Origin of the sequence: Flavobacterium sp. RSB2_4_14 (assembly GCF_051547085.1) — a bacterium.
In the GTDB taxonomy this organism is placed as follows: Bacteria; Bacteroidota; Bacteroidia; order Flavobacteriales; family Flavobacteriaceae; genus Flavobacterium.
In genome coordinates this window covers 615,333-640,758 of sequence record NZ_JBPTTL010000001.1, presented here as the reverse complement: position 1 = coordinate 640,758, position 25,426 = coordinate 615,333, and the positions used below count along the sequence as shown (strand labels likewise).

Annotated in this window: 23 protein-coding genes; 17 read left to right on the top strand and 6 right to left on the bottom strand. The window is 33.2% G+C overall.

Going from position 1 to position 25,426, the window contains the following annotated elements:
- The first annotated feature begins 146 nt into the window (after positions 1-146).
- From metG to ACSVH2_RS02950, 4 genes are all read left to right on the top strand, one after another.
- Complete coding sequence (metG, locus tag ACSVH2_RS02965) at positions 147-2,207, top strand: methionine--tRNA ligase (protein ID WP_438091671.1); 2,061 nt, start codon at positions 147-149, stop codon at positions 2,205-2,207.
- 55 nt (positions 2,208-2,262) lie between these two features.
- Entirely contained in the window at positions 2,263-2,946 is a 684-nt protein-coding gene (locus tag ACSVH2_RS02960) for an HAD family hydrolase (RefSeq protein ID WP_438091670.1), read from the top strand.
- Positions 2,947-3,017: 71 nt separating this feature from the next.
- Positions 3,018-3,524 carry a ferritin gene (locus ACSVH2_RS02955; RefSeq protein ID WP_438091669.1) on the top strand — a complete coding sequence of 169 codons (507 nt, stop codon included), beginning with the start codon at positions 3,018-3,020 and terminating at the stop codon, positions 3,522-3,524.
- A 278-nt stretch (positions 3,525-3,802) separates the two neighbouring features.
- Positions 3,803-4,705 carry a histone deacetylase family protein gene (locus tag ACSVH2_RS02950; protein WP_438091668.1) on the top strand — a complete coding sequence of 301 codons (903 nt, stop codon included), beginning with the start codon at positions 3,803-3,805 and terminating at the stop codon, positions 4,703-4,705.
- Here ACSVH2_RS02950 and ACSVH2_RS02945 read toward each other — a convergent pair.
- The 3 genes from ACSVH2_RS02945 to ACSVH2_RS02935 all read right to left on the bottom strand — a co-directional run bounded on the left by ACSVH2_RS02945 (position 4,698) and on the right by ACSVH2_RS02935 (position 6,123).
- Complete coding sequence (locus tag ACSVH2_RS02945) at positions 4,698-5,144, bottom strand: hypothetical protein (RefSeq protein WP_438091667.1); 447 nt, start codon at positions 5,142-5,144, stop codon at positions 4,698-4,700. The two genes, ACSVH2_RS02950 and ACSVH2_RS02945, sit on opposite strands and share 8 nt — an antisense overlap.
- 194 nt (positions 5,145-5,338) lie before the next feature.
- On the bottom strand, positions 5,339-5,779 hold the full coding sequence (locus ACSVH2_RS02940) for an HRDC domain-containing protein (protein WP_438091666.1): 441 nt from the start codon (positions 5,777-5,779) through the stop codon (positions 5,339-5,341).
- 20 nt (positions 5,780-5,799) lie between these two features.
- Positions 5,800-6,123, bottom strand: coding sequence for a single-stranded DNA-binding protein (locus ACSVH2_RS02935; RefSeq protein ID WP_438092254.1), 324 nt, complete (start codon positions 6,121-6,123; stop codon positions 5,800-5,802).
- A 222-nt stretch (positions 6,124-6,345) separates the two neighbouring features.
- On the opposite strand from ACSVH2_RS02935, the gene ACSVH2_RS02930 reads away from it, so the two are divergent.
- From ACSVH2_RS02930 to ACSVH2_RS02910, 5 genes are read left to right on the top strand one after another with little or no spacing between them, the layout of a single operon-like run.
- Positions 6,346-7,872 carry a GNAT family N-acetyltransferase gene (locus ACSVH2_RS02930; RefSeq protein ID WP_438091665.1) on the top strand — a complete coding sequence of 509 codons (1,527 nt, stop codon included), beginning with the start codon at positions 6,346-6,348 and terminating at the stop codon, positions 7,870-7,872.
- A gap of 24 nt (positions 7,873-7,896) precedes the next feature.
- The gene (locus ACSVH2_RS02925) at positions 7,897-8,244 is read left to right on the top strand and encodes a hypothetical protein (protein ID WP_438091664.1); all 348 of its coding nucleotides are present in this window, start codon (positions 7,897-7,899) and stop codon (positions 8,242-8,244) included.
- Between the two features lie 13 nt (positions 8,245-8,257).
- Entirely contained in the window at positions 8,258-10,639 is a 2,382-nt protein-coding gene (locus tag ACSVH2_RS02920) for a M20/M25/M40 family metallo-hydrolase (protein ID WP_438091663.1), read from the top strand.
- The gene (locus ACSVH2_RS02915; RefSeq protein WP_438091662.1) at positions 10,639-11,448 is read left to right on the top strand and encodes an SDR family NAD(P)-dependent oxidoreductase; all 810 of its coding nucleotides are present in this window, start codon (positions 10,639-10,641) and stop codon (positions 11,446-11,448) included. Before ACSVH2_RS02920 ends, ACSVH2_RS02915 begins: the two co-directional genes overlap by 1 nt.
- Positions 11,445-11,693, top strand: a complete 249-nt coding sequence (locus tag ACSVH2_RS02910; protein WP_438091661.1) for a CBU_0592 family membrane protein — start codon at positions 11,445-11,447, stop codon at positions 11,691-11,693. Before ACSVH2_RS02915 ends, ACSVH2_RS02910 begins: the two co-directional genes overlap by 4 nt.
- 15 nt (positions 11,694-11,708) lie before the next feature.
- Here ACSVH2_RS02910 and ACSVH2_RS02905 read toward each other — a convergent pair whose 3' ends face one another.
- A complete protein-coding gene (locus tag ACSVH2_RS02905) occupies positions 11,709-13,760 on the bottom strand; it encodes a M13 family metallopeptidase (RefSeq protein WP_438091660.1) in 2,052 nt (683 codons plus the stop codon).
- A gap of 138 nt (positions 13,761-13,898) precedes the next feature.
- Between ACSVH2_RS02905 and ACSVH2_RS02900 the strand changes: the two genes are divergently transcribed.
- From ACSVH2_RS02900 to ACSVH2_RS02880, 5 genes are all read left to right on the top strand, one after another.
- Positions 13,899-14,573 carry an SCO family protein gene (locus tag ACSVH2_RS02900; protein ID WP_438091659.1) on the top strand — a complete coding sequence of 225 codons (675 nt, stop codon included), beginning with the start codon at positions 13,899-13,901 and terminating at the stop codon, positions 14,571-14,573.
- 74 nt (positions 14,574-14,647) lie between these two features.
- Positions 14,648-14,884 carry a FeoA family protein gene (locus tag ACSVH2_RS02895; RefSeq protein WP_438091658.1) on the top strand — a complete coding sequence of 79 codons (237 nt, stop codon included), beginning with the start codon at positions 14,648-14,650 and terminating at the stop codon, positions 14,882-14,884.
- A 6-nt stretch (positions 14,885-14,890) separates the two neighbouring features.
- A complete protein-coding gene (feoB, locus tag ACSVH2_RS02890) occupies positions 14,891-16,996 on the top strand; it encodes a ferrous iron transport protein B (RefSeq protein WP_438092253.1) in 2,106 nt (701 codons plus the stop codon).
- A 104-nt stretch (positions 16,997-17,100) separates the two neighbouring features.
- The gene (locus tag ACSVH2_RS02885) at positions 17,101-19,338 is read left to right on the top strand and encodes a TonB-dependent receptor family protein (protein WP_438091657.1); all 2,238 of its coding nucleotides are present in this window, start codon (positions 17,101-17,103) and stop codon (positions 19,336-19,338) included.
- Between the two features lie 54 nt (positions 19,339-19,392).
- The gene (locus ACSVH2_RS02880) at positions 19,393-19,518 is read left to right on the top strand and encodes a FeoB-associated Cys-rich membrane protein (RefSeq protein ID WP_438091656.1); all 126 of its coding nucleotides are present in this window, start codon (positions 19,393-19,395) and stop codon (positions 19,516-19,518) included.
- Here ACSVH2_RS02880 and ACSVH2_RS02875 read toward each other — a convergent pair.
- Together ACSVH2_RS02875 and ACSVH2_RS02870 are read right to left on the bottom strand one after the other, a co-directional pair.
- Positions 19,515-20,333 carry a ZIP family metal transporter gene (locus tag ACSVH2_RS02875; RefSeq protein WP_438091655.1) on the bottom strand — a complete coding sequence of 273 codons (819 nt, stop codon included), beginning with the start codon at positions 20,331-20,333 and terminating at the stop codon, positions 19,515-19,517. The genes ACSVH2_RS02880 and ACSVH2_RS02875 overlap by 4 nt on opposite strands.
- Before the next feature lie 2 nt (positions 20,334-20,335).
- Entirely contained in the window at positions 20,336-20,983 is a 648-nt protein-coding gene (locus tag ACSVH2_RS02870; RefSeq protein WP_438091654.1) for a metal-dependent transcriptional regulator, read from the bottom strand.
- Positions 20,984-21,072: 89 nt separating this feature from the next.
- Here ACSVH2_RS02870 and ACSVH2_RS02865 point away from each other — a divergent pair, with 89 nt between their 5' ends.
- The 3 genes from ACSVH2_RS02865 to hisG all read left to right on the top strand — a co-directional run bounded on the left by ACSVH2_RS02865 (position 21,073) and on the right by hisG (position 25,414).
- The gene (locus ACSVH2_RS02865) at positions 21,073-23,124 is read left to right on the top strand and encodes a TonB-dependent receptor plug domain-containing protein (protein WP_438091653.1); all 2,052 of its coding nucleotides are present in this window, start codon (positions 21,073-21,075) and stop codon (positions 23,122-23,124) included.
- 46 nt (positions 23,125-23,170) lie between these two features.
- On the top strand, positions 23,171-24,310 hold the full coding sequence (locus tag ACSVH2_RS02860; protein WP_438091652.1) for a lycopene cyclase family protein: 1,140 nt from the start codon (positions 23,171-23,173) through the stop codon (positions 24,308-24,310).
- A 246-nt stretch (positions 24,311-24,556) separates the two neighbouring features.
- Complete coding sequence (hisG, locus tag ACSVH2_RS02855) at positions 24,557-25,414, top strand: ATP phosphoribosyltransferase (RefSeq protein ID WP_438091651.1); 858 nt, start codon at positions 24,557-24,559, stop codon at positions 25,412-25,414.
- Positions 25,415-25,426: the final 12 nt, after the last annotated feature.

Below are 25,426 nucleotides of genomic sequence, written 5' to 3'. Positions count from 1 at the left end.
GAATAAGAAGAAATAGATAATAAACAAATTAAAATAGAAATCGTTCGCATTACTCTGTAATTGGCAGTTTCAAAAGTAAACAAATCCGAAAATTAATTGGTCTATTCGTGGCTAAAAAGTTATTTTTGCTATCTATTTAAATGATTATGTTAGAAAATCCAAAACGATATACGATTACTGCTGCCTTGCCTTATACAAATGGTCCAATTCATATAGGTCATTTAGCAGGCGTTTATGTTCCGTCTGATATTTATGCGCGCTATTTACGTTTGCAGGGAAAAGATGTGGCCTTCATTTGCGGAAGCGATGAACACGGTGTGGCTATTTCGATGAAAGCCAAAAAAGAAGGCATCACACCACAACAGGTCATTGATAAATACGATGGAATCATTCGCCAATCTTTTATAGATTTCGGAATTTCGTTTGATAATTATTCTCGAACTTCCTCTAAAATTCACCATGACACAGCGCAAGAATTTTTTAGGAAATTATACGACAATGGTGATTTTATTGAAGAAGTCACTGAGCAATTGTATGACGCCAAAGCAGACCAATTTCTTGCGGATAGATTTGTAACCGGAACGTGTCCAAAATGTGGCAACGAAGAAGCGTATGGTGACCAATGTGAAAAATGTGGTTCGACTTTAAATGCAACAGACTTAATCAACCCAAAGTCAACCATAACTGGTGAAACTCCGATTTTAAAATCAACAAAACATTGGTTTTTACCTTTGGACAGATACCAAGATTTTTTAACCCAATGGATTTTAGTAGAGCATGCGAAAGATTGGAAAGTAAACGTTCTCGGTCAGGTAAAATCTTGGTTGGACGACGGATTAAAACCTCGTGCTGTAACTCGTGATTTAGATTGGGGAATTGATGTTCCTGTGGAAGGTGCAGCAGGCAAAAAATTATATGTGTGGTTTGACGCGCCAATTGGCTATATCTCTGCTACTAAAGAATGGGCTGCAAGAGAAGGTAAAAATTGGGAAGATTACTGGAAAAAAGACGATACCAAATTAGTTCATTTTATAGGGAAAGACAATATTGTTTTTCATTGTATTATTTTTCCAGCGATGTTAAAAGCGGAAGGAACTTTCATTTTACCCGATAATGTTCCTGCAAATGAATTTTTGAATTTAGAAGGAAACAAACTTTCAACGTCTAAAAATTGGGCAGTTTGGTTGCACGAATATTTACTAGATTTTCCAGATAAGCAAGATTCATTGCGATATGCATTAACCTCGAATGCACCCGAAACCAAAGACAACGATTTTACTTGGAAAGATTTTCAAGCGAGAAACAATAACGAATTGGCTGCCATTTTTGGGAATTTTATCAATCGGGTTGTGGTTTTAACCAATAAATATTACAACGGAATTGTGCCAACTCCAAATGAATTTAGTGAAGTTGATGAGCAAACATTAACCGAATTAAAAGCCTATCCAGCGGTAATTTCAAGTTCGATTGAGCGTTATCGATTTAGAGAAGCACAAGGCGAATTGATGAATGTAGCTCGACTAGGAAATAAATATCTTGCCGATGAAGAACCATGGAAAATGGTAAAAAATAATCCAGAACGCGTGCAAACTCAAATGTATGTAGCGTTGCAAATTACAGCTGCATTGAGAGTTTTGTCAGAACCTTTCTTGCCATTTACAGCTTACAAATTATCTGGGATTTTAAAAACAGATTTGAATTTGAGTTGGAAGGATGTTTCAGAGAGAACAGATTTAATTCCTGCAAATCATCAAATAGGTGAAGCAGAAATTTTATTTTCACAAATAGAAGATGCCGAAATCCAAAAACAAATAGACAAACTCGAAGCCACTAAAAAAGCGAACATCATGGAAAATCAAGTTACAGAACCGCAAAAAGAAACAACAACCTTTGAAGATTTTTCCAAATTAGATTTGCGTGTTGGGACTATTATTGAAGCAGAGAAAATGCCAAAAGCCAACAAACTTTTAGTATTGAAAGTCGATAGTGGAATTAATGTAAGAACAATAGTTTCGGGAATTGCAGAGCATTTTTCACCCGAAGAAGTGGTTGGGAAAAGAGTAACTGTCTTAGTAAATTTGGCACCAAGAGCATTGCGTGGTGTGGAAAGTCAAGGGATGATTTTGATGACTAACGACAAAGAAGGAAAACTAGTTTTCGTCAATCCAGATGCTGATGGTGTTGATAACGGCGCTTTGATTTCTTAATATAAATAAAACTCCGACAGAGTTTTGAACTCTGTTGGAGTTAACTTCTTACAACATGAATCCACAAATAATCGCTTTTGATGCCGATGATACACTTTGGCACAACGAACCTTATTTTGATGAAGCGCAAGCAAAATTCTGTGAACTTTTTGCAGACTATGCTTCCAGTCAAGAGATTTTACTATTGATTTTAAATCATCAAGTTAAAAATCTTCCGTTGTATGGTTTTGGGATTAAAGCATTTGTGTTATCAATGATAGAATCGGCTTTGGAATTGACTAATAATGAAATTTCCGGAAACGGAATTGAAAAAATCATCAAAATAGGAAAAGAGTTACTCCAAAAACCAGTGGAACTTTTGCCCGAAGTAGAAACTGTTTTGGGAAAATTGAAAGGAAAATACAAGTTAGTTGTAGCGACCAAAGGCGATTTGAAAGACCAACATAGAAAACTTCATGACTCAAATATTGGTCATTATTTTCATCATATTGAAGTAATGAGCGACAAAAAAGACATTGATTATCAAAAAATGCTGCATCGATTGGATTGCCAACCTGAATCTTTTTTAATGATTGGAAACTCATTAAAATCAGATATTTTGCCTGTTTTAAATCTTGGCGGTCATGCTATTCATGTGCCTTATCACACTACTTGGGAATATGAAAAAATTGATTTTGAAGTAGTGCATCCAAATTTTAACTCCGTTTCCCATATTAATCAAATTTTAGATTTAATATAAATTATCGTTTTAACTTTTTTGTATAAACTGTTTAAACGTTAAATTTGTATTTTTATAAAAATTTAGAAATCATGTTACAAGTAACTATTGAAAAAGCTTTAAATAAGCAAATCCGAATTGAAGCAGAATCTTCTCAAATCTATTTATCAATGGCTTGTTGGGCAGAAGTTCAAGGACTTGAAGGTGTTGCACAGTTTATGTTTGCTCAATCTGACGAAGAAAGAGCACACATGTTAAAGTTGGTAAAATATGTAAACGAACGTGGTGGACATGCACAAATAACTGATTTGAGCGCGCCAAAAACTACTTATAGTACGTTCAAAGAAATGTTTGAAGAATTATACAAACATGAATTGTTTGTTTCCAATTCTATTAACGAGTTAGTTCACATTACCTTGGGTGAAAAAGATTATTCAACACATAACTTTTTACAGTGGTATGTAGCCGAACAAATAGAAGAAGAAGCACAAGCCAAAACGATTTTGGATAAAATCAATTTGATTGGTGAAGATCGCGGTGGTTTGTATTTATTTGACCGAGATATCCAACAAATTGCCATTGCTAATCCAGCTGTTTAATATTCTAAAAAACAAATCTTTTTTATTTAGAATAATTAAAAATAATTATATTTGTATCCGATAAAATCGGAAGTTTTGAGCAAGAAGGAAAAAGATAAAAAGAAGAAAAAGGACAAGAAAGAAGCGCTTGTAAAAATTAAAGTTGCCGAAAACTGTAAGTCTAAATGTTGCAAAAATTATAAAAAAAGTGAAAACAAGCGATGCTCTCGTTGTCCTATGTTTGACCTTTTAAAAAAATAACTAATTATCAAATCCCTCAGTAAAATGAGGGTTTTTTTATGCTAAAAATTGCTTATCATCCCATTTACAAACATCCTTTGCCCGAAGGACATCGTTTTCCGATGATGAAATATGAATTATTACCACAGCAATTAGTTCATGAAGGCACAGTACAAAAAGAAGCTTTTTTTGAACCAACATTGCCCAATTTGGATTTAATACTTGCCGTTCATAAAAAGGAATATGTCGATGATTTATTGCAATTGACTCTCGAACCAAAAGAAGCCAGAAAAATAGGTTTTCCATTGTCAAAAGAATTAGTTGAACGCGAACTTAGAATAGCCAACGGAACAATATTAGGTTCCGAATTTGCGCTACAAAACGGCATTTCTTTCAATATTGCAGGTGGAACGCATCATGCGTATACCAATCGAGGAGAAGCATTTTGTTTGCTAAATGATCAAGCAATTGCAGCACAATATTTATTGGATACTTATCGTTTTAAAAAAATACTGATTGTGGATTTAGACGTGCATCAAGGAAATGGCACGGCTGAAATTTTCCAAAACATCTCGACCGTTTTTACCTTTTCTGTTCATGGAAAATCAAATTATCCTTTTAAAAAGGAAATTTCCGATTTGGATATTGCTCTAGAAGATAATACTACTGATTTGGACTATTTGAATTGTATTAACTATCATTTACCAAAACTAATTGATAAGGTAAAACCCGATTTCATATTTTATCTTGCCGGAGTCGACATCCTTGAAACCGATAAACTCGGAAAACTCTCTTGTACTATTGACGGTTGTAAAAAAAGGGATGAGATTGTACTTTCTCTTTGTTATAAAAATCAAATTCCAGTACAAGTAAGTATGGGTGGCGGTTATTCACCAAATATTAAAACTATTATTGAAGCTCATGCGAATACCTATCGAATGGCAAATTCAATTTTTAATTGAAATAAGTCCAGTTAAATCCATCACTAATTAATATTAGAGATTTATTGTCTGAATTTGGAGGCATTGCTATTGTAAAAGTTCCTGATGAAGAGTTTTTGGGGAAAAATCGTTGAGTTCCTCCTGAAATACTAAGTTGAGCTGTATCAAAATCTGTTATGTTCCTTAAAATATATACTCTTCCTGGAACAGAACTTGGTAAAGGCAATATATAATTATCTGTTGTACCGTTTCTTGGATCTAATGACAAATATACTCCGTCAGATATTGGAGTTGGTGAGGCAGAAGAACCACCAGTTAATGTAATCACTTTTACAGATAAATTACCATTAATGTCCAAAGTACTTAACGGATTTGTTGTATTAATGCCAACTTGTGCATAACCAAAGTTAACAGTCCAATTGACTGCCATTAAAATCAATAAAAATTTTAATTTATTCATGGTTTATGTTTGTTTTGACAATTTAAAAGTAACTAAATTGTTGAACAATCAATTAACTCTGAAAGATACACCATCAACGAAAACGTTTTCGTGTTGACAACTTGTTCCTTTTTGTGTTAAAAAACTACATTATACTTAATGAAAAAGCGACAGTGTTTTCACTCTGTCGCTTTATTTTTAAGTAGTTAAATAGTTTAAATTGCGTTTAAAACCGCTAAAATGTCATCGCCGTATTTTTCGGTTCTTACTTTGCCAAAACTAGACACATTTTCTAAATCTTTTATTGTTTGAGGTTTAGCTTTTGCTATTGCAATTAAATGTGTATTATGACATATTCTGAAAGCAGACCAACTCAATCTCTCAGCTAAATCATTTCTCCAATGTCTTAATGCTCTATAAATTTTAAGTTCATCAGGCAATAAATCGTCTTCTTGAAGTTTATTCTCTGTTTTAATCTTTTCCTCATTTTTAGGCTTGAAAAAAACAAAAGCTGACCAATAATCCAACGTTCCAGTAGTTACAAAATTTGTAGATGTTAATTTGACCTCAACACTATCCAAGAAATCATTCATTTTCTGTTGATCGTTTTGACAATGCTCTTTGGATAATCGAATATTAAAAACTTTGATATTCATAACTTTCCCTTTTGAAATTTCTACTTTCCTAATAATAAAATATCATTAGCAACCACTTCAGTAATGTAGCGTTTGTTACCATCTTTGTCAAGATAATCACTATAGGTTAGTTTTCCTTCTATGGCAATTTCTTTTCCTTTAGTGACATATTTCTCAATAATGTCTGCTACTTTTCCCCAAGCTTTTACTTTGTGCCATTGGGTGTCTTCAACTTTTTCACCTTTAGCGTTAGTGTAACTTTCGTTCGTTGCAAGAGTAATATTAGCTACTTTTTTGCCTTCTCCAAAAGTTTTGATTTCTGGTTCTTGTCCTACGTGACCGATTAACTGTACTTTGTTTTTCATTGCATTCATGGCGTTTAAAATTTAAATTGTTTATATAAAATGTTTTTTGTTGAAATTGACATTGCTATTTAAATTGATACTGCATTGTTTCAAATCAACGAGGCAAAGTTGCAGCAGTTGTCAAAATTTATTCGGTAGTTATTCATTTACTTTCGGTTGTAAATATTTGTAAGCGTTTGTAAACGGAAATATTTTTACTATCTTTATCAAAATTAGCGTTTTATGCAAACAGAAATAAACAAAGTTGAACTCCGAAATTTACGTATAGAAGATTATAAAGAGTTGAAAAACTCTATGATGGAAGCCTACCATGAACTAGAAAACTCCTATTGGAAAGAACATCATATCGAAAAATTATTGACTATTTTCCCCGAAGGTCAGTTGGTAATTTTAGTAGATGATAAGGTTGTGGGTTCTGCACTCTCATTAATAGTAAATGAAGATACTGCCAATAGTAATCACAATTATGCTGAAATCACAGGAAATTATACTTTTTCTACTCATGATCCTTTGGGTGATGTTTTGTATGGCATTGACGTTTTTATTCACCCAAAATACAGAGGTTTACGTCTTGGAAGACGATTATACGATACTCGAAAAGAATTATGTGAACAATTAAATCTTAAGGCCATAGTGTTTGCAGGAAGAATTCCGAATTATACCCAATATCATAATGAAATTTCACCAAAAATATACATAGATAAAGTTCGTCAGAAAGAAATTTACGATCCTGTACTTTCTTTTCAATTGAGCAATGATTTTCACGTGATAAAAGTGATGCAAAATTATCTTGAAGGCGACAAAAGTTCAAAAGAATATGCTGTTTTATTGGAGTGGAATAATATTTACTACGATAAAAGTCCAAAGTTAATTAACGCCCGAAAATCAGTAATCCGAATAGGTTTAGTGCAATGGCAAATGCGTCCATTGGCTAATTTGGAAGCGCTTTTTGAACAATCCGAATTTTTTATTGATGTGGTTTCGGGTTACGGTAGCGATTTTGCTCTTTTTCCAGAATTATTTATAGCGCCATTAATGGCCGATTTCAACCATCTTTCCGAAGCAAATGCCATAAGAGAAATTGCCAATTACAGCGAACCTATTCGGAAAAAATTTCTTGAATTTGCCATTTCCTATAACATCAATATCATTACGGGAAGTATGCCACATCTTGAAAATGGCGTTTTATACAACGTGGGATATTTGTGCAAACGAGATGGAACTTTTGAGATGTATACCAAAATTCACATTACACCAAATGAAGTTCAATATTGGGGAATGAAAGGCGGATCTGAAATTAAAACCTTTGATACCGATTGTGGGAAAATTGGAATTATGATTTGCTACGATGTCGAATTCCCTGAACTTTCCAGATTAATGTCTGATCAAGGCATGGAGATTTTATTTGTGCCTTTTCTAACCGATACACAAAACGGTTACACTCGAGTAAAACTTTGTGCGCAAGCTCGCGCTATTGAAAACGAATGTTATGTTGCTATTGCAGGATGTGTTGGTAATTTACCAAAAGTAAATAATATGGATATCCAATATGCACAAACTGCTGTTTTTACACCATCCGATTTTGCTTTTCCTAGTAATGGTGTAAAGGCTGAAGCAACGCCCAATACAGAGATGACATTGATTGTTGATGTTGATTTGGATTTATTAAAAAAACTTCACGAACATGGTAGTGTCCGAATTCTAAAAGACCGAAGACACGATTTGTATCAAATAAAAAAACTGAAATAAATTACTAATTTAAGGACTGTAATTATGGATAAATCCTGTTTAGAATGTGGCGAAAAAATTGTGGGTCGCGAAGACAAAAAGTTCTGTAGCGATGGTTGTCGCAATGCCTACAACAACAAAATCAATAAAGACAGTACCAATTATATGCGTAATGTGAACAACAAGTTGCGCAAAAATTATCGAATTTTATCAGAATTGAACACGGAAGGAAAATCAAAAACAACCAAAGCCAAACTCTTGAGCAAAGGGTTTGATTTTGAATTTTTCACCAATATTTTGAATACAAATACGGGAAACACTTATCATTTTATTTACGATCAAGGATATCGTTTTTTGGAAAATGATTATTATATGTTAGTAAAAAAAGAATAGTAACTTTATGGTCATGAAAAACAACAACACTTCTTTATATTCTATTTTAGTTTTGATTGCCATTCTTTTTGGTGTTTTCTATTTCATGATGCCTCAAAGTTATGACGAAACCGAAGCACCACTTTCTGAATTTTCTACTAAACGAGCTTTGGAAAAGGTAAAAGAAATTACAAAAAAACCACATTTTGTAGGTTCAAAAAATCACGAAGTCGTAGCACAATTTCTTAAAAAGGAATTAGAAAACTTAGGTTTAGAAACTTCATTTCAAGAAGGTTTTACCATGACTGAAAAAGGAACTCTGGTGTATTCTAAAAATATTATAGCACGTATAAAAGGTTCGGCAAATACTAAAGCATTGCTTTTGCTTTCTCATTATGATAGTGCGCCTCATTCATCGTCACTTGGTGCCAGCGATGATGCTTCGGGCGTAGCGACAATTCTAGAAAGTGTTAGAGCTTTTTTACACAATAAAACAGCTCATAAAAATGACATCATTATTCTTTTTACTGATGCCGAAGAATTGGGATTAAACGGTGCAACACTTTTTGTGACACAACACAAATGGGCAAAAGAAATAGGTTTGGCACTCAATTTTGAAGCTCGCGGAACTTCTGGACCAAGTTATATGCTGATGGAAACCAATGAAGGTAATGCCAAAATGGTGGATGCTTATAGTAATGGAAATGTACAATATCCAGTTTCAAATTCATTGATGTATAGTATATACAAGATGTTGCCCAATGATACCGATTTGACAGTTTTTAGAGTAAATGGAAAAATTCAAGGATTTAATTTTGCTTTTATCGACAGCCATTATAATTATCACACTGCCCAAGATAATTTTCAAAACCTAGACCCAAAATCTTTGGCACATCAAGGTTCGTATTTATTTCCGTTGTTGAATTATTATTCTAATGCCGATTTAAAAAACCTGAATTCCAAAGAAGACAAAGTGTATTTCAATGTGCCATTTGCATTTTTGAGTTATCCTTTTGGTTGGATTGTTCCGATGATTTTAATTGGTTTCGGATTACTTTTCTTGTTCCTTTTTATCGGAATGGGAAAACACGTTTTACGAATGGATGAAGTTATTAAAGGATTTATTCCATTATTTGGTTCGCTCATCACCGCTGGTTTGGCAACCTACATTGGTTGGAAATTACTATTGAACTTTTATCCTCAATATCAAGATATCCTTCACGGATTTACCTATAATGGACATGATTATATTTATGCGTTTGTGAGTTTGTCCTTGGCAATTTGTTTTTTGTTTTACAAAAATAAATTAAAACACAATCCCGAAATGAACCAAACGATAGCGCCATTATTGATTTGGTTGTTACTCAATATTGGGATTGCTTTAAAATTAAAAGGCGCTGGTTTTTTAATAATTCCTGTAATTTCTAGCACATTAATGCTTGGATTTTTTGTGCTTACGCAAAAATCAAACTGGTTTATCAATTGTTTACTAGCCATTCCAACTTTAATTATTCTAGTACCATTTATTCAAATGTTTCCTGTTGGATTAGGGTTGAAAATCTTATTTGGAAGTGCCGTTTTAACCGTATTAACTTTTGCATTATTGTTTCCTATTTTTGGTACTTTCAAAAGAAAAGGGATTTGGTCATTGTTGTTCTTTATTATATCTATTGGCTTTTTTGTTAAAGCACACTTGACCTCTGATTATTCGAATTCAAAAGCAAAACCAAATAGTTTAATTTATATTTTGGATGGTGACACTAACAAAGCCAATTGGACAACCTATGATGTCAATTTGGATGAATGGACAAAAGGATATTTAGGTGATAATCCAAAAAGTGGTACTACTTTAAACACTAATAAATTATATAGTAAATATGGTTCTTCCTATACTTTTATGAGTGACGCACCAGTTAAGAATATTGCTAAACCAACTATCGAGTTTTTGCGCGATACCATTAAGGGAAACCAACATTTGTATCGCATAAAAATTAGCCCAAATAGAAGGGTAAATCGTTACGATATTTTTAATACTAATGATGTTCAAATTAATAATTTTAGCGCTAATGGCGTAAAATCATTAAATTTTGAAAGTAATATTTCCTCCAAAACCGTTGGAAAATTATTGACGTATTATGTGGTGGACAATCAACCTTTGGAAATGGATTTTTCTATTCCTGCTAATCAAAAATTAGACTTGAACCTAGTTGAAAGTTCTTTTGATTTGATGAGTAATCCACTATTTACTATAACGAAAAGAAAATCTTGGATGATTCCTACACCATTTGTTTTAAACGATGCTGTAATTCTTCGTCAAAAAATAAAACCTTCGCCAAAGGTTATTGAAGCCAAACCAACTTACAGAAGATTTTCTACAAAAGACACCCTAACTGTTGCTATTGATAGTTTACGATAATGAAAAAAATTAGCCTATTAGGTTGTGGTTGGTTGGGTTTACCATTAGCAAAATCTTTGATAGAAAAAGGATTTTTGGTTAAAGGTTCCACAACTTCTTCAGCGAAAATTTCAATACTGGAAAAAGCAGGAATTGAACCTTTTTTATTGGAACTTTCAGAAACTGGAATTAATGGAGACATAAGTTCATTTCTTGAAAATTCTGAATTCTTAATACTCGACATTCCTCCGAAATTACGTGGCTTACAAAAAGAAAACTTTGTTACTAAAATTGAAAATCTAATTCCATATATCGAAAAATCATCCATTGGAAAAGTCCTTTTCGTAAGTTCAACCTCGGTTTATTCAGATACTAATTCTGTAAAATTGATAACCGAAGAAACCATACCATATCCTGAAACAGAGAGTGGAAAACAACTTTTGGAAGCAGAACAACTTTTGCAGAACAATACAAGCTTCAAAACTACCGTAGTTCGCTTTGGTGGATTAATTGGTGAAAATCGTCATCCTATTCACTTTTTAGTGGGAAGGCAACATATTGAAAATCCCGATTCACCAATTAATTTAATTCATCAATTGGATTGTATTGTAATAATCCAAGCAATTTTGATGAAAAATTATTTTGGTGAAATTGTAAATGCTGTTGCTCCTTTTCATCCAAACAGAGCAACATATTACACACAAAAAGCTATCGAATTAAATTTACCTTTACCAGAGTTTGACCAAAGCAAACCTTCTTTTGGGAAAACAATATCTTCTGAAAAAATAGAACGTGTTTTAAATTATACGTTTCAAAAACCACAACTATGAATTATAACGATACCATAGCAACAATAGGAGTTGGATTAATTCTCTTGGCCTATTTCTTCAATATTTTTTCCATCATCAAAAAAGATGGAAGTTTATATTTTACACTCAATATTTTGGGTGCAGGTTTGGCTGGTTATGCTTCTTATTTAATAGATTTCATTCCGTTTGTAATTCTTGAAACTACTTGGGTATTGGTGAGTGTAATTGGCTTATTAAAAAGCATAAAAAAACCTCAGAATAACTGAGGTTTTTGAAGTTTATTACCAAATAATAACTCGCTTGTCTGGAGTAACATACATTCCGTCTCCTGGTTTGATATCAAATGCTTGGTAGAACGTTTCCAAGTTTAATAAAGGAACATAAGCACGATACATTCCTGGTGAATGTGGATCGGTTTTCACTTGATTTTTCAATGCTTCATCACGCATTTTACTTCTCCAAATGGTTGCCCATGAAATAAACAAACGTTGCTCTGGTGTGTAACCATCAATCAATCCTGGGTTTTTATTTTCTTTCAAATACAACTGCAATCCATCATAAGCAGCGTTTATTCCGCCTAAATCTCCAATGTTTTCTCCTAAAGTAAATTTACCATCTACTTTAACTCCTGGTAATGGTTCCAATGCGGAATATTGATCGGCCAATGCACCACCAAGTGCTGTAAATTGTTTCAAATCTTCAGCTGTCCACCAATCAACAAGATTTCCATCGCCATTGTATCGTGCTCCAGAGTCGTCAAAACCATGTGAAATTTCATGACCAATGACAGCGCCTATTCCACCATAATTCACCGCTTCATCGGCTTGATAATTGTAAAAAGGTGGTTGCAAAATAGCCGCAGGGAAAACAATTTCATTATAAGAAGGACTGTAATACGCATTCACCGTTTGTGGTGACATTCCCCACTCTGTTTTGTCTACTGGTTTTTGAAGTTTGTCAATATCTTTTTTGAAATTCCATTTTGAAATAGCCAAAGAATTTTCAAAATAACTTCCGCCTTCGGCTGGACTTTTAATCGTCAGTGCCGAATAATCTTTCCATTTATCAGGATAGCCAATTTTAACATTCATTTTTTTCAATTTTTGAATGGCACTTTTTTTAGTTTCTGGTGACATCCAAGTCAAATTGTTTATTCTGTTTTCATAAGCTCTTACCACATTTTTTATCATGTTTTCTGCTTTGGTTTTAGCTTCGGCTGGAAATTTTTTCTCCACATACAATTTACCCAATGCTTCTCCAGTTGCACCGTTTATCGTTTGCAACGCTCTTTCATCTAAAGGTCTTTGTTTTACTGCTCCAGTCAAAGTTTTGCCATAAAAATCAAAATTAGCTGCGCCAATTTCTGTACTCAACATTCCTGCAGAGCGATTTAATAATGTCCATCTCATATAGGCTTTCCAATCGGCTACTTTATTTTCTGAGAAAATAGTTTGCAATGCCTCCATGTATCTTGGTTGAGAAACAATTACGGTATCTTGATTTGGCAATCCAATTTCTGATAAATAGTTTTCCCAATTAATGGTAGGCGTCAATTTTTGAAGTTGAGCAACCGTCATCGGATTGTAAGTTTTACGTCTGTCTCTTCGCTCTACTCTATCCAATCTTGGTTTTGACATAGCAATTTCTAATGCCAATATTTTTTCCGCATCAATTTTTGCTTGCTCTGGTTTAATCTTCAAAAATGAAAACATTCGGGCAACGTGTGCTACATATTTTGCTCTTTTCTCTTTTGAGTCTGCATCTTCAGAAACATAATAATCTCTATCTGGTAATCCTAAAGAACCTAACCCAACATTCACAATATTTCGGTTACTGTTTTTAGAATCTGTTCCAACGCCAACGCCCATAAAACCAATTCCGCCTATTGGCTCCATTTCAATCATCAATTTTTGTAAATCTTTGATGTTTTTTACAGCATCAATTTTGGCCAAATAAGGTTTGATTGGATTAATCCCTTGTTTGTTTCTCGACACCGTATCCATAATGGATTTGTAAAGATTGATAGCTTTACCTTGATCGGTATTTGATTGGTATTTTGGATTATTTGCTGCTTCATTTAAAATGGCCAAAGCATCTTTATCAGTTCTTTGACGCAACTCATCAAAACTTCCCCAACGAGTCTTGTCGGCAGGAATTTCGGTGTTTTTTAACCAAGTTCCATTCACAAATTGGAAGAAATTGTCTTTGGGACTTACTGATTTATCCATTAAGGAAGTATCTATTCCGGGTGTTTTTTGTTGTGCGTTTGCTTGGAAAATTCCAGCAAATACAAACGCTACGAGTAGCGATTTGGAGTTAGTAATCTTCTTCATTTTTAATTTTTATTTTGTTAGTTATTACAAATTTATTGATTAAACCGAAAGATATGTTTTTTTAACAAAAATATAAGTCTTTATGAAGTTGTTTGTCATACAAGTAAAAGGTTGCTTTTGTATTTTTGCAAAAAAAGAATGAATCCCTTTATAAAAAAATATAGAATTTTCATTGGAACTTTTATCGTATTTTCCATCGTTACGGTTTCGTTGTTTTATAATGTTTTAAAACCTGCTAAAACATTACCCATTTATAATCCTGCTGACGTAAATCCAGAATTGGTTGATAGTACTGTTCAATATATTGCCAGAGAACATAAAATTGCAGACTTCTCTTTTGTAAACCAAAACGGAAAAACAATTACCCAAAAAGACTATGAAGGGAAGATTTATGTTGCCGATTTCTTCTTTACAACTTGTGGTTCTATTTGTCCCATAATGACCACTAACATGGTGGACATTCAAAAAGCATTTTTAAACAATCCGAAAGTAATGCTGCTTTCTCACACCGTAACTCCTGAAATTGACATTGTACCGATTTTAAAAAAATATGCCATAGAAAAAGGTGTTGTAGACTCAAAATGGAATTTGGTAACTGGCGATAAAAAAGAAATTTATAGCATGGCCAGAAAATCTTATTTGGCAGTAAAACTTGGCAAACCATCCGAACTGTATGATATGGTTCATACCGAAAATTTTGTGCTTATTGACTCTCAAAAAAGAGTTCGTGGATTTTATGACGGAACGAATAAAGAGGAAATAAAAAAACTTATTGAAGATATCAATTGGTTGTGTGAAAACGATAAAAATTAGTTAAACTGATAATTGTCATCTTACTTTCTTTTTTTATCGCTATTTTTGCAATCTTAATTCAATCTAAATAAGCATTGAAAACCACCGTTGATTTATTACAAATTGGAGACAAAGCCACTATTACCTATGTCGATTTGGATAAAATTCCTCTGAAGCTACTAGAAATGGGCTGTTTACCTGGAAACGAATTGGAAGTAATTCAAATTGCTCCTTTTGGTGATCCTATTTATTTGAATGTAAATAATGGTTCTCATTTAGCTATTAGGATGGAAACTGCTCACGAGATTGAAGTTGAATTCCTTTCTAAATAATCAAAACTGAGCATGCAAAATATTAATGTTGCTTTAATAGGAAACCCAAATACAGGAAAAACGTCGGTGTTCAACCAGCTTACGGGATTGAACCAACAAGTGGGAAACTATCCTGGAATTACGGTTGAAAAAAAGATGGGTTTTTGCAAACTGCCTAATAATTTTAAAGCCAACATTCTCGATTTGCCAGGAACATATAGCTTAAACGCTAGTTCTATTGATGAAAATGTGGTTATTGAATTGTTGCTCAATAAAAACGATAAACTGTATCCTGATGTTGTCCTTTTAATCACTGATGTCGAAAATCTAAAAAGAAATCTTCTCCTTTTTACACAAATAAAAGATTTAGAAATTCCAACCATTTTGGTGATTAACATGTCGGACAGGATGAAATCAAAAGGTATTTCTCTCGACATTCCGTATCTTGAAGAACATCTCAAAACAAAAATAGCTCTTGTTAGTTCTCGTAAAAGTTTAGGAATAAATGAACTGAAAAATCTAATTGTAAATTACAAATCCATTTCTACTGAACCGTGTTTAAATGCCTCTTCTATTGATGTAGAATATTTCGATAAACTGCGCGCTACTTTCCCAAACCAATTATTGTATAAGCTGTGGTTGGTGATTACTCAAGATGTGAATTTTTTAAATCTGGAACGAAACGAAATTTTGAATTCTTTTACCAAATCGCATTCCGATTTGAAAAGATTACAGCAAAAAGAAACTATAAAACGCTATCAATTTATTAATGACGTTTTAAAGAATGGTTTAAAAATTGACACCACAATTGCCACCGATTTTAGAAGTAAATTAGACAAGGTTTTAACCCATAAAATTTGGGGTTACGTCATCTTTTTTATCATCTTATTTGCCATATTTCAATCTATTTTTGAATGGTCAAAAGTCCCGATGGATTTTATTGACAGCTCTTTTGCTACTTTCAGTGCCTTGGCCGATGAAAATCTTCCTGCTGGTGTTTTAACCAATTTAATTTCTCAAGGAATCATTCCAGGAATTGGCGGCATTCTGATTTTTATTCCTCAAATAGCTTTTCTGTTCCTTTTCATTTCCATTCTTGAAGAAAGTGGCTACATGAGCCGTGTTGTTTTTTTGATGGACAAAATCATGCGAAAATTTGGGCTTTCGGGGAAAAGTGTTGTGCCTTTAATTTCTGGAACTGCCTGCGCTATTCCGGCTATTATGGCAACAAGAAATATCGAAAACTGGAAAGAAAGATTAATTACTATATTGGTAACTCCTTTTACCACTTGTTCCGCTCGACTTCCCGTTTATGCTATAATAATTGGACTAGTAATTCCTGACGAACGCATTTTTGGAATTTTAAATATGCAAGGTTTAACCTTGATGTTTTTGTATCTTTTAGGTTTTAGTTCTGCTATTTTCTCAGCTTATCTTTTAAATATAATTCTAAAGGTAAAAGGCAAATCATACTTTGTGGTAGAAATGCCCAATTATAAATTACCACTGTTTAAAAACGTAGCGATAAATGTTATTGAAAAGACAAAATCGTTTGTTTTTGGAGCTGGTAAAATAATCTTAGCGATATCTATTGTATTATGGTTTTTAGCTTCAAATGGTCCAGGACAAAATTTTGAAAATGCTGAAGCAATAATAACTCAAAAAAACAATGTTACTTCTCAAAAAAATGGGAGCGAAAATTTAGAAAACCAAATCAATGCCTATAAATTAGAGAATTCTTATATAGGTATTTTAGGAAAAACTATTGAGCCAGTAATTCAACCTTTAGGTTATGATTGGAAAATTGGCATAGCAGTTATCAGTTCATTTGCAGCAAGAGAAGTTTTTGTGGGAACATTGGCCACCATTTACAGCGTTGGTGGAAGCGACAATGAAAATACCATTAAAAACAAAATGAAAGCTGAAATTAACCCGATAACTGGAGAAAAAGTTTTCAATTTTGCCTCTGGTATTTCATTATTACTGTTTTATGCATTTGCCATGCAGTGTGCTAGTACATTGGCAATTACAAAAAAAGAAACCAACACTTGGAAATGGCCAATAGCTCAATTAATCTTTATGAGTAGCTTGGCCTATTTCGTGGCATTGATTGCTTATCAAGCATTTAAATAATTCATTTTATTAGATTTTAAATTTTTTCAAAATTTCTTTATTTATAATTTGTCTAAATAAAAATAAAGATTATTTTTGCTGCGTAGAATTAATCTAAATAAGAAATGAAATACCTCTTTATTGCCCCATTATTCTTCTTTTTTTCTAACTCCATTATTGCTCAAGATAAATTTGATGTAGAAGAAAATGATACTATCAAAAAATTGAGAACTGTTGTTATTACTGCCAAACAACAAAGTCCTGAAAGAATGCCTGAGACTAAAGACAATGTCTTATTTTCGGGAAAAAAGAATGAGGTTTTAAAATTGTCCAATATCAATGGAAATTTAACCAATAACAATGCGCGAGAAATTTTTGCAAGAATTCCAGGAGTAACGGTTTGGGAAAATGAAGGTTCTGGTTTGCAAATCAATGTCGGAGTAAGAGGTTTAAGTCCAAACAGAAGTTGGGAATTAAATACCCGACAAAATGGTGTTGATATTTCTGCCGATGTTTTTGGTTATCCTGAAGCATATTATAATCCACCATTAGAAGCCGTAGAAACTATTCAAATGGTTCGTGGTGGTGCTTCATTGCAATTTGGCCCACAATTTGGTGGTATGCTAAACTACGTTTTAAAATGCGAAAAAGAAAAACCGTTTACATTTGAAACTCAAAACACCGTTGGTAGTTATGGATTGTTAAGTTCGTTTAATGCTATTGGTGGAAAATATAAAAAATGGTCCTACTATTTATATAATCATTCCCGTAGTGCAAAAGGTTGGAGAGAAAACAACCGTTTTAATGCTAGAAACACGCATGCTTTTATTGAATATAGATTTACAGAGAATACAAAAATTAGCGCTGAATACACCAACTCTGATTATGAAATGCAACAACCTGGCGGTTTAACCGATGAACAATTTGCTGCAAACCCAAGACAATCTTTTAGAGAACGAAACTGGTTTGGTGTGCCGTGGAATATTTTTTCGGTAAATTTTGATACCAAAGTCAATGCAAATTTTGATATGAATGTAAAAGCATTTGGACTTATCGGTGAACGAAATAGCGTAGGTTTTACTGCAGCTGCTAATGTTGAAGATGCTATAAATCCTGTAACAAATCAATATACAAACAGAAGAGTTGATAGTGATCACTATAAAAATTTAGGTGTTGAAAACCGCAATTTATACCGATACAAATTGGGAAAGACTACACAGAACCTTGCTTTTGGTTTACGATTATATCTAGCCAATACGGAACGTTACCAAAAAGGCAAAGGCACAACAGGAAGTGATTTTGACATGTCAACAGACGGAAAGTACCCAACTTCATTAGAATATACCACAAAAAATGTAGCGCTATTTGCTGAAAATCAATTTAAAGTTACGGATAGATTCAGCGTAACACCTGGAGTTCGTTACGAATACATAAATTCAACCGCCGAAGGAAGAATGGATATTATTTCTGGTAATGACATCCTAATCGAAAATCAAAATATTGTTAGAAACCAACCTCTTTTTGGACTAGGTTTAGAATACAAATGGATGAAAACAAACTTTTATGCGAATATTTCGCAGGCGTTTCGCCCAGTTTTGTTTAGTGATTTAACTCCTTCGGCGGTAATAGATGTAGTTGATCCAAATTTAAAAGATGCTAGTGGTTACAATGCCGATTTGGGTTATCGAGGTGTTTACAAAGGATTTATAAACTTTGATGTTAGTGTTTTCTATTTGAGCTACAATAATCGTGTTGGCGGAATTAGACAATATATTAATAACGACCCAACACAAGGCACTTATTTGTTTAGAACTAATTTGGGAGAAACACGTAACAAAGGAATTGAAAGTTTTGTTGATGTAAACATTACTAAAATGTTTGGTGTTGAAAAACCATATGGCAATTTAAACCTTTTTGCCTCGATGTCATTTATAGACAGTCGCTATGTAGATTTTACTACAACTACTGTATCAGGAACTGCTCCGAATATTGTGATAACAGAAACAAACTTATCTGGAAACAGAGTTGAAAATGCACCACGCTACATTCACAATTTTGGAATGTCTTGGAGTAATAATGAGTTTTCGGCAACAGTACAATACAAAATGTCTGGTGAGATTTTTACAGATGCTAATAATACTGTTGAGCCTTCTGCCAATGGACAAACTGGAATTTTAGAAGGTTATGAATTATTTGATTTTTCTTCTGAATACAAGTTTTTGAAAAACTTTAATGTTCGTGCGGGAATTAACAATTTACTAGATAAAAGTTATGCTACTCGCCGTTCCGGAGGATATCCTGGACCAGGAATTTTACCAGGAGAAGGCAGAACTTTTTACATTTCTATCGGTGCCAAATTTTAATAAAAATTTCATAAAAGGTTCTTAAAAACAAGAGAACCTTTTTACTTTTGTACTATGAACTTTCAAGAAATATTGGTTTATGTCCTTGTAATTGTTGCGCTTGGTTTCCTTGCTCGAAAATTTATTTGGAAGCCCAAGTCAAAGAAAAATTGTGGTAAAGATGATTGTGGTTGTCATTAACCCAAAGCCACATCTAATGTCATCATCACTATAAATCCTCCAATTAATCCTAGAGTGGCAATATCCGTATTTTTGTCTTGTTGGGTTTCAGGAATTACTTCTTCCACTACTACAAATATCATAGCACCAGCAGCAAATGCCAATGCATATGGTAAAATAGGTATAAAAAATATTACGGCAACAGCTCCTAAAACTCCTGCGATAGGTTCTACCAAAGCCGATGATTGTCCGTACATAAAACTTTTCCAGCGACTCATTCCCATTCTGCGCAATGGCATAGAAACAGCAATTCCCTCTGGGAAATTCTGAATACCAATTCCGATAGCCAATGTTACTGCGCCAGCAATCGATGCCTCGGGAATTCCTGCAGCAACACCACCAAAAAGTACTCCAACCGCCAAACCTTCTGGAATATTATGCAATGTTATCGCTAAAACTAATAATGTCGTTCGTTGCCAAGGCGATTTTACTCCTTCAGTTTCTTTAAAATTAATATGTAAATGGGGAAGAAGTTTATCCAACCCAAAAATAAATAAAGCGCCCAAAGCAAATCCAACAGCCGCTGGAATTACTTTTACAAAACCTTCGCCTTCACTCATTTCAATTGCTGGCGATAATAAACTCCAAAAACTAGCCGCAATCATGACGCCACCAGTAAAACCTAACATTCCATCAAGAACTACTCGATTCATATTCTTAAAAAAGAAGACAAATGAAGCCCCAAATGCTGTTAAAAACCAGGTAAATAATGTGGCATATAAAGCCGCCAAAATAGGGTTAATACTTTCGAAATAATCTATAATAAATTGAAACATAATTATTGAACGTATAAATTAGTAGCTATTTTATTTGATATGGTTATCTCTTTGTAATTGACTTCTACCAATAAAGTATCATCAAAGCTTTCTTTTTCTTTGACCAAAAAAGTAGAACCCAAAGCAATTTTTTGTTTATCCAAATACTTTAAAAAATCTGAAGACGAATCTTTAACACCAATACACCGATATTCTTTGTTTAATTCAGCTTCCGAAAGCAATAATTTATTGATTTTTTTCATTTCGCCATCAGCATTGGGAATTGGATCACCATGTGGGTCAAAATCGGGAAATCCTAAAAAACTATCCAACTTATTAATTAAAGATTCTGATTTAATATGTTCTAATTCTTCGGCAATATCATGCACTTCATCCCAAGAAAATTGCAACTTTTCGACCAAAAAAACTTCCCACAAACGGTGTTTTCTAACAATCATTTTTGCTGAATGAAATCCTTTAGGCGTCAACGTTACACCTTGATACTTTTGATAAGAAACTAGTTCTTTTTCTGAAAGCTTCTTCAACATATCAGTAACCGAAGATGCTTTAGTGTCCAACATTCCAGCAATAGCATTAGTATTTACTCCTTTGGGAGAAACAAGTGATAAATGATAGATAACTTTTAGATAATTTTCTTCAGAGGTTGTCATTAATAGAAAGTTAATTTTCACAAAGAAAAGAAATTATTACTTAGTAATTAAAATTTATTTTTAGTTTTGTCTAAATTTTTATTTTATAAATGAAAAAAATAATACTCTTACTATTCTGTTTCGTTCAATATACTATCGCTCAAACAAAAACCGACACGCTATCTGAAACAGAAAAAAAAGAATTGCAACTAGATGAAGTAGTTGTTTCGGGAACTTTAAAAGCAGTAAAACGATTAGAAACGCCAGTTCCTGTTGAGGTAATTACGTCTACTTTTTTAAAACAAAATCCTACCAGTAATGTTTTTGATGCTCTGCAAAATGTAAATGGCTTGCGTCCTCAAAATAACTGTAATGTTTGCAACACAGGCGACATCAGAATAAATGGCCTTGACGGACCATATACTATGGTAACCATTGATGGAATGCCTATTGTTAGTGCGCTCGGAACTGTATATGGTTTGTCGGGAATTCCCAATTCGATGATTGATAGAATAGAAGTAGTAAAAGGTGCAGCTTCCACGCTTTATGGTAGCGAAGCTGTTGGCGGATTGATTAACATTATTACAAAAAAAACAAAAACCGCCTATTTATTTACTGCCGATATGTTTTCTACTTCTTGGCTAGAAAATAATATTGATCTGGGTTATAAAGCAACCTTTGGTAAAAAAGTGGATGCGCTTTTTGGTGTCAATTATTTCTATTACAATAATCCTATCGACAACAATAACGATAATTTTACTGATATGGCGCTACAAAACCGAATTTCTGTTTTTAGTAAATGGAATATCAACCGGAAATCGGAAAAAGAATTTAGCATTGTAACTCGCTATTTGTATGAAGATCGTTGGGGTGGCGAAATGCAATGGAACAAGAGTTTTCGCGGTGGCGAAGAAGTGTATGGAGAAAGTATTTACACCTCGCGATATGAACTTTTAGGAAAATACCAATTACCTGTTGAAGAAAAAATGTACCTCCAATTTTCTTTGATTAGCCATGAACAAAATTCGGTTTATGGCAATTCTTTTTATTTAGCCAATCAAAAAATTGGGTTCGGACAATTCCTTTGGGATAAGAATATAAAAAATCATTCGCTCCTTTTTGGAAGTGCTTTTAGGTATCAATTTTATAACGACAACACACCAGCAACTGCAACTTCTGACCATTCCAAAATTTATAGCCTTTTTGTGCAAGACGATATAAAATTCTCAGAAAAAACAGGCCTTCTTCTGGGTTCACGCTACGATTATAACTCTGCTCATGGTTCAATTTTTACGCCACGAGTTGCATTTAAATGGAAGCCAACACAAAATGATATTTTGCGATTGAATTTTGGAACTGGTTTTAGAGTTGTCAATCTTTTTACTGAAGACCATCAAGCATTATCTGGTGCAAGAGAAGTTGTTTTAGTCGATAATTTAGAACCGGAAACATCGTATAATATCAATTTAAATTACTTGAAAAAATATAAGTTAGAGAATTTAGGAATAATAAATTTAGAAATGTCCTCTTGGTATACGTATTTTACCAATCGCATATTTGCGAATTATGACCTCAACCCCAATCAGATTGTTTATGATAATTTGAATGGTTATTCCAAAATCTTTGGATTGAGTGCCAATGCCGATTGGATATCGCCTTTTGGTTTAAAAGCTACGATTGGCGCCAGTTATTTTGACCCATTCACTGAGCAAGATGGCGTATCTTTTATCCCTTTGTTTACTGAAAAATATTCCTTGAATTGGGCAATTAATTATGAAATTCCTGAATGGTTTTTGTCTTTTGATTATACCGGAAATCTTACTGGTCCAATGCGTTTGCCTTTGTTAAGTGAACTTGACCCACGACGCGAATATTCGCTTCCTTTTAGTATTCAAAATATTCAGTTTACCTATAAAAAATTTCATAATCTTGAAATCTATTCGGGCGTAAAAAATCTTTTTAACTGGACACCAAATAAAGGCAATCCCTTTTTGATTGCACGTGCCAATGATCCATTTGATCAAAATGTGCAGTTTGATGGAAATGGAAACGCAATTCCAACTGCCGAAAATCCATATGGTTTAACATTTGACCCAACATATGCTTATGGACCAAATCAAGGAATTCGCTTTTTCTTAGGATTGAGATACCATATTGATTAACATCTGTTTGGTTTTTTATAAGGTATAGAATCATTACTTTTGAACCATGCAACACTATGATTACATTTTTACTGGCTCAGGTTTATCAGCATTGATGACGGTTTATGAGATGATTTTATCTGGAAAATTTAATGATAAAACCATTTTGTTATTGGATGAAAACCCAAAAAAAAGTAACGACAGAACTTGGTGTTTTTGGGATGACGGAGATTTAATGGAACCAATTATTTCAAAAAAATGGAACTCAGCACTTTTTGCAGATAAAAATTTTAGAAGAAATTTAGATTTAAAGCCGTATCAATATAAAATGATTGAAGGTTTAGATTTTTATAATCAAGTTTTTGATTTAATTTCTAAACATTCAACTATTCGTTTTGTAAATCAAAAAGTAATTTATTTTTCAGCATTAGAAAATCATTGTGTTGTTAAAACTGAAACTGAAAGTTATACTTGCAACCAAATTTTCAACTCTATATTCAACCCTGATTTAGTTAAAAATCAATCAAAATATCCTTTTTTACATCAGCATTTCATCGGTTGGTTTATCAAAAGTAAGGAAGCTGTTTTCAATCCTGATTCTGCTACTTTCATGGATTTTTCAGTAGAACAAAAAGGAAACACCAGATTCATGTATGTTTTGCCAACGTCGAAAACCGAAGCTTTACTAGAATATACTTTATTTTCGAAGGATTTACTTTCCAAAGATGAATATGAAAACGAAATTCAAAAATACATCCAAAAACTTGGAATTACAGAATACGAAATCATCAAAAAAGAACAAGGTAATATTCCTATGACCTGTTATCCTTTCTGGAAACACAACTCAAAAAACATTCTTAATATTGGTTCTGCTGGAGGTTGGACAAAAGCTAGTACAGGTTTTACTTTTGCAAATACTATCAAGAAATCAAAAGCTTTGGTTCAATTTCTTTTAAAAGAAACAGACCTGAGAAAATTCCATAAATCGGACAAATTTTGGTTCTATGATTTATTACTGCTAGATATTTTGGATAAAAAAAATGAATTGGGCTCAACCATTTTTTCATCCATGTTTGAAAAAGGAAATACAACCGTAATCTTTAAATTTCTAGATGAAGAAACCTCCTTTTGGGAAGATTTACATGTCATTTGGAAATGTCCAACACTTCCTTTTGTAAAAGCATTATTCCTTAGATTGTTTAAATAAATCTACTTACACAAATGTTAAACTTTGTAAAAAGTAACTAAATAGTTAAAAGTTATGTCTAAGTTTGCCTCAACAAAATAAAACAATGAACACATTTTTTTCACAAATCCATCATCATCATTCTTGCAAACAGGCGAGTTAATGATGTATTGTATATACTTATAATTAAAAACCGTCTGAGTGTACTTAGACGGTTTTTTGTTTTTCAGCCATCCGCAGTACATTCAGATTTTATCCAAATCTAAAATGAATACTTTAAAAATTGCGGTTCAAAAAAGTGGCCGACTGAGTGAAAAATCACTCCAACTTCTAGAAGAATGTGGTATCAAAATTTCTAACGGTGAGCGAAAATTAAAAGCGGTTGCTCAAAATTTCCCTATTGAAATTCTATTCCTACGCGATGATGATATCCCGCAATATGTAGAACAAGGTGTTGCCGATATTGGAATTCTCGGTGAAAACGAAGTTTGGGAAAAAGACAAACTCGTTACAATTATCCAACAATTGGGTTTTGCGGGTTGCAGAATGTCTTTGGCAATTCCAAAAGATGAAAATTATACCGATTTAAATTATTTTCAAGGAAAACGTATCGCTACAAGTTATCCTAAAATTCTAACCGATTTTTTTACTAAAAACAACATTACTGTTTTCGTTGAAGAAATTAGCGGAAGCGTTGAAATCGCAACCAGTATTGGTTTAGCCGATGCCGTTTTTGACATCGTCAGCACTGGAAGTACACTATTAATGAACGGTTTGAAAGAAGTGGCAACCGTAACAAAAAGCGAAGCTGTTTTAATCTCCAATCCCAATCTGACGGCAGAAAATCAAGCTATTTTAAATAAATTATTATTCAGAATGCAAGCCGTTCGGGAAGGAAAACAAAACAAATATATTTTGTTAAACGCACCAAATTCTGCTATCGAACGCATTTGTTCATTACTACCCGGAATGAAATCGCCAACTATTCTTCCTCTTGTAGATAAAGATTGGAGCAGTTTACACTCGGTAATTCAGGAAGACGATTATTGGGAAATTATAGAACAACTCAAAAATCTTGGTGCAGAGGGAATTTTGATTATTCCGATAGAAAAAATGATACGATAAAATAGAAGAAAA

Excerpts from the sequence above, each read along its gene's own strand:
- ACSVH2_RS02865 (WP_438091653.1), top strand. The coding sequence starts at position 21,073 with ATGAAAAAAATAATACTCTTACTATTCTGTTTCGTTCAATATACTATC.
- ACSVH2_RS02935 (WP_438092254.1), bottom strand. The coding sequence starts at position 6,123 with ATGAAAAACAAAGTACAGTTAATCGGTCACGTAGGACAAGAACCAGAA.
- ACSVH2_RS02930 (WP_438091665.1), top strand. The coding sequence starts at position 6,346 with ATGCAAACAGAAATAAACAAAGTTGAACTCCGAAATTTACGTATAGAA.
- ACSVH2_RS02955 (WP_438091669.1), top strand. The coding sequence starts at position 3,018 with ATGTTACAAGTAACTATTGAAAAAGCTTTAAATAAGCAAATCCGAATT.
- ACSVH2_RS02860 (WP_438091652.1), top strand. The coding sequence starts at position 23,171 with ATGCAACACTATGATTACATTTTTACTGGCTCAGGTTTATCAGCATTG.
- ACSVH2_RS02940 (WP_438091666.1), bottom strand. The coding sequence starts at position 5,779 with ATGAATATCAAAGTTTTTAATATTCGATTATCCAAAGAGCATTGTCAA.
- ACSVH2_RS02905 (WP_438091660.1), bottom strand. The coding sequence starts at position 13,760 with ATGAAGAAGATTACTAACTCCAAATCGCTACTCGTAGCGTTTGTATTT.
- ACSVH2_RS02915 (WP_438091662.1), top strand. The coding sequence starts at position 10,639 with ATGAAAAAAATTAGCCTATTAGGTTGTGGTTGGTTGGGTTTACCATTA.
- ACSVH2_RS02925 (WP_438091664.1), top strand. The coding sequence starts at position 7,897 with ATGGATAAATCCTGTTTAGAATGTGGCGAAAAAATTGTGGGTCGCGAA.
- ACSVH2_RS02910 (WP_438091661.1), top strand. The coding sequence starts at position 11,445 with ATGAATTATAACGATACCATAGCAACAATAGGAGTTGGATTAATTCTC.
- ACSVH2_RS02870 (WP_438091654.1), bottom strand. The coding sequence starts at position 20,983 with ATGACAACCTCTGAAGAAAATTATCTAAAAGTTATCTATCATTTATCA.
- ACSVH2_RS02900 (WP_438091659.1), top strand. The coding sequence starts at position 13,899 with ATGAATCCCTTTATAAAAAAATATAGAATTTTCATTGGAACTTTTATC.
- ACSVH2_RS02960 (WP_438091670.1), top strand. The coding sequence starts at position 2,263 with ATGAATCCACAAATAATCGCTTTTGATGCCGATGATACACTTTGGCAC.
- ACSVH2_RS02885 (WP_438091657.1), top strand. The coding sequence starts at position 17,101 with ATGAAATACCTCTTTATTGCCCCATTATTCTTCTTTTTTTCTAACTCC.
- ACSVH2_RS02945 (WP_438091667.1), bottom strand. The coding sequence starts at position 5,144 with ATGAATAAATTAAAATTTTTATTGATTTTAATGGCAGTCAATTGGACT.
- metG (WP_438091671.1), top strand. The coding sequence starts at position 147 with ATGTTAGAAAATCCAAAACGATATACGATTACTGCTGCCTTGCCTTAT.
- ACSVH2_RS02880 (WP_438091656.1), top strand. The coding sequence starts at position 19,393 with ATGAACTTTCAAGAAATATTGGTTTATGTCCTTGTAATTGTTGCGCTT.
- ACSVH2_RS02950 (WP_438091668.1), top strand. The coding sequence starts at position 3,803 with ATGCTAAAAATTGCTTATCATCCCATTTACAAACATCCTTTGCCCGAA.
- hisG (WP_438091651.1), top strand. The coding sequence starts at position 24,557 with ATGAATACTTTAAAAATTGCGGTTCAAAAAAGTGGCCGACTGAGTGAA.
- ACSVH2_RS02920 (WP_438091663.1), top strand. The coding sequence starts at position 8,258 with ATGAAAAACAACAACACTTCTTTATATTCTATTTTAGTTTTGATTGCC.
- ACSVH2_RS02875 (WP_438091655.1), bottom strand. The coding sequence starts at position 20,333 with ATGTTTCAATTTATTATAGATTATTTCGAAAGTATTAACCCTATTTTG.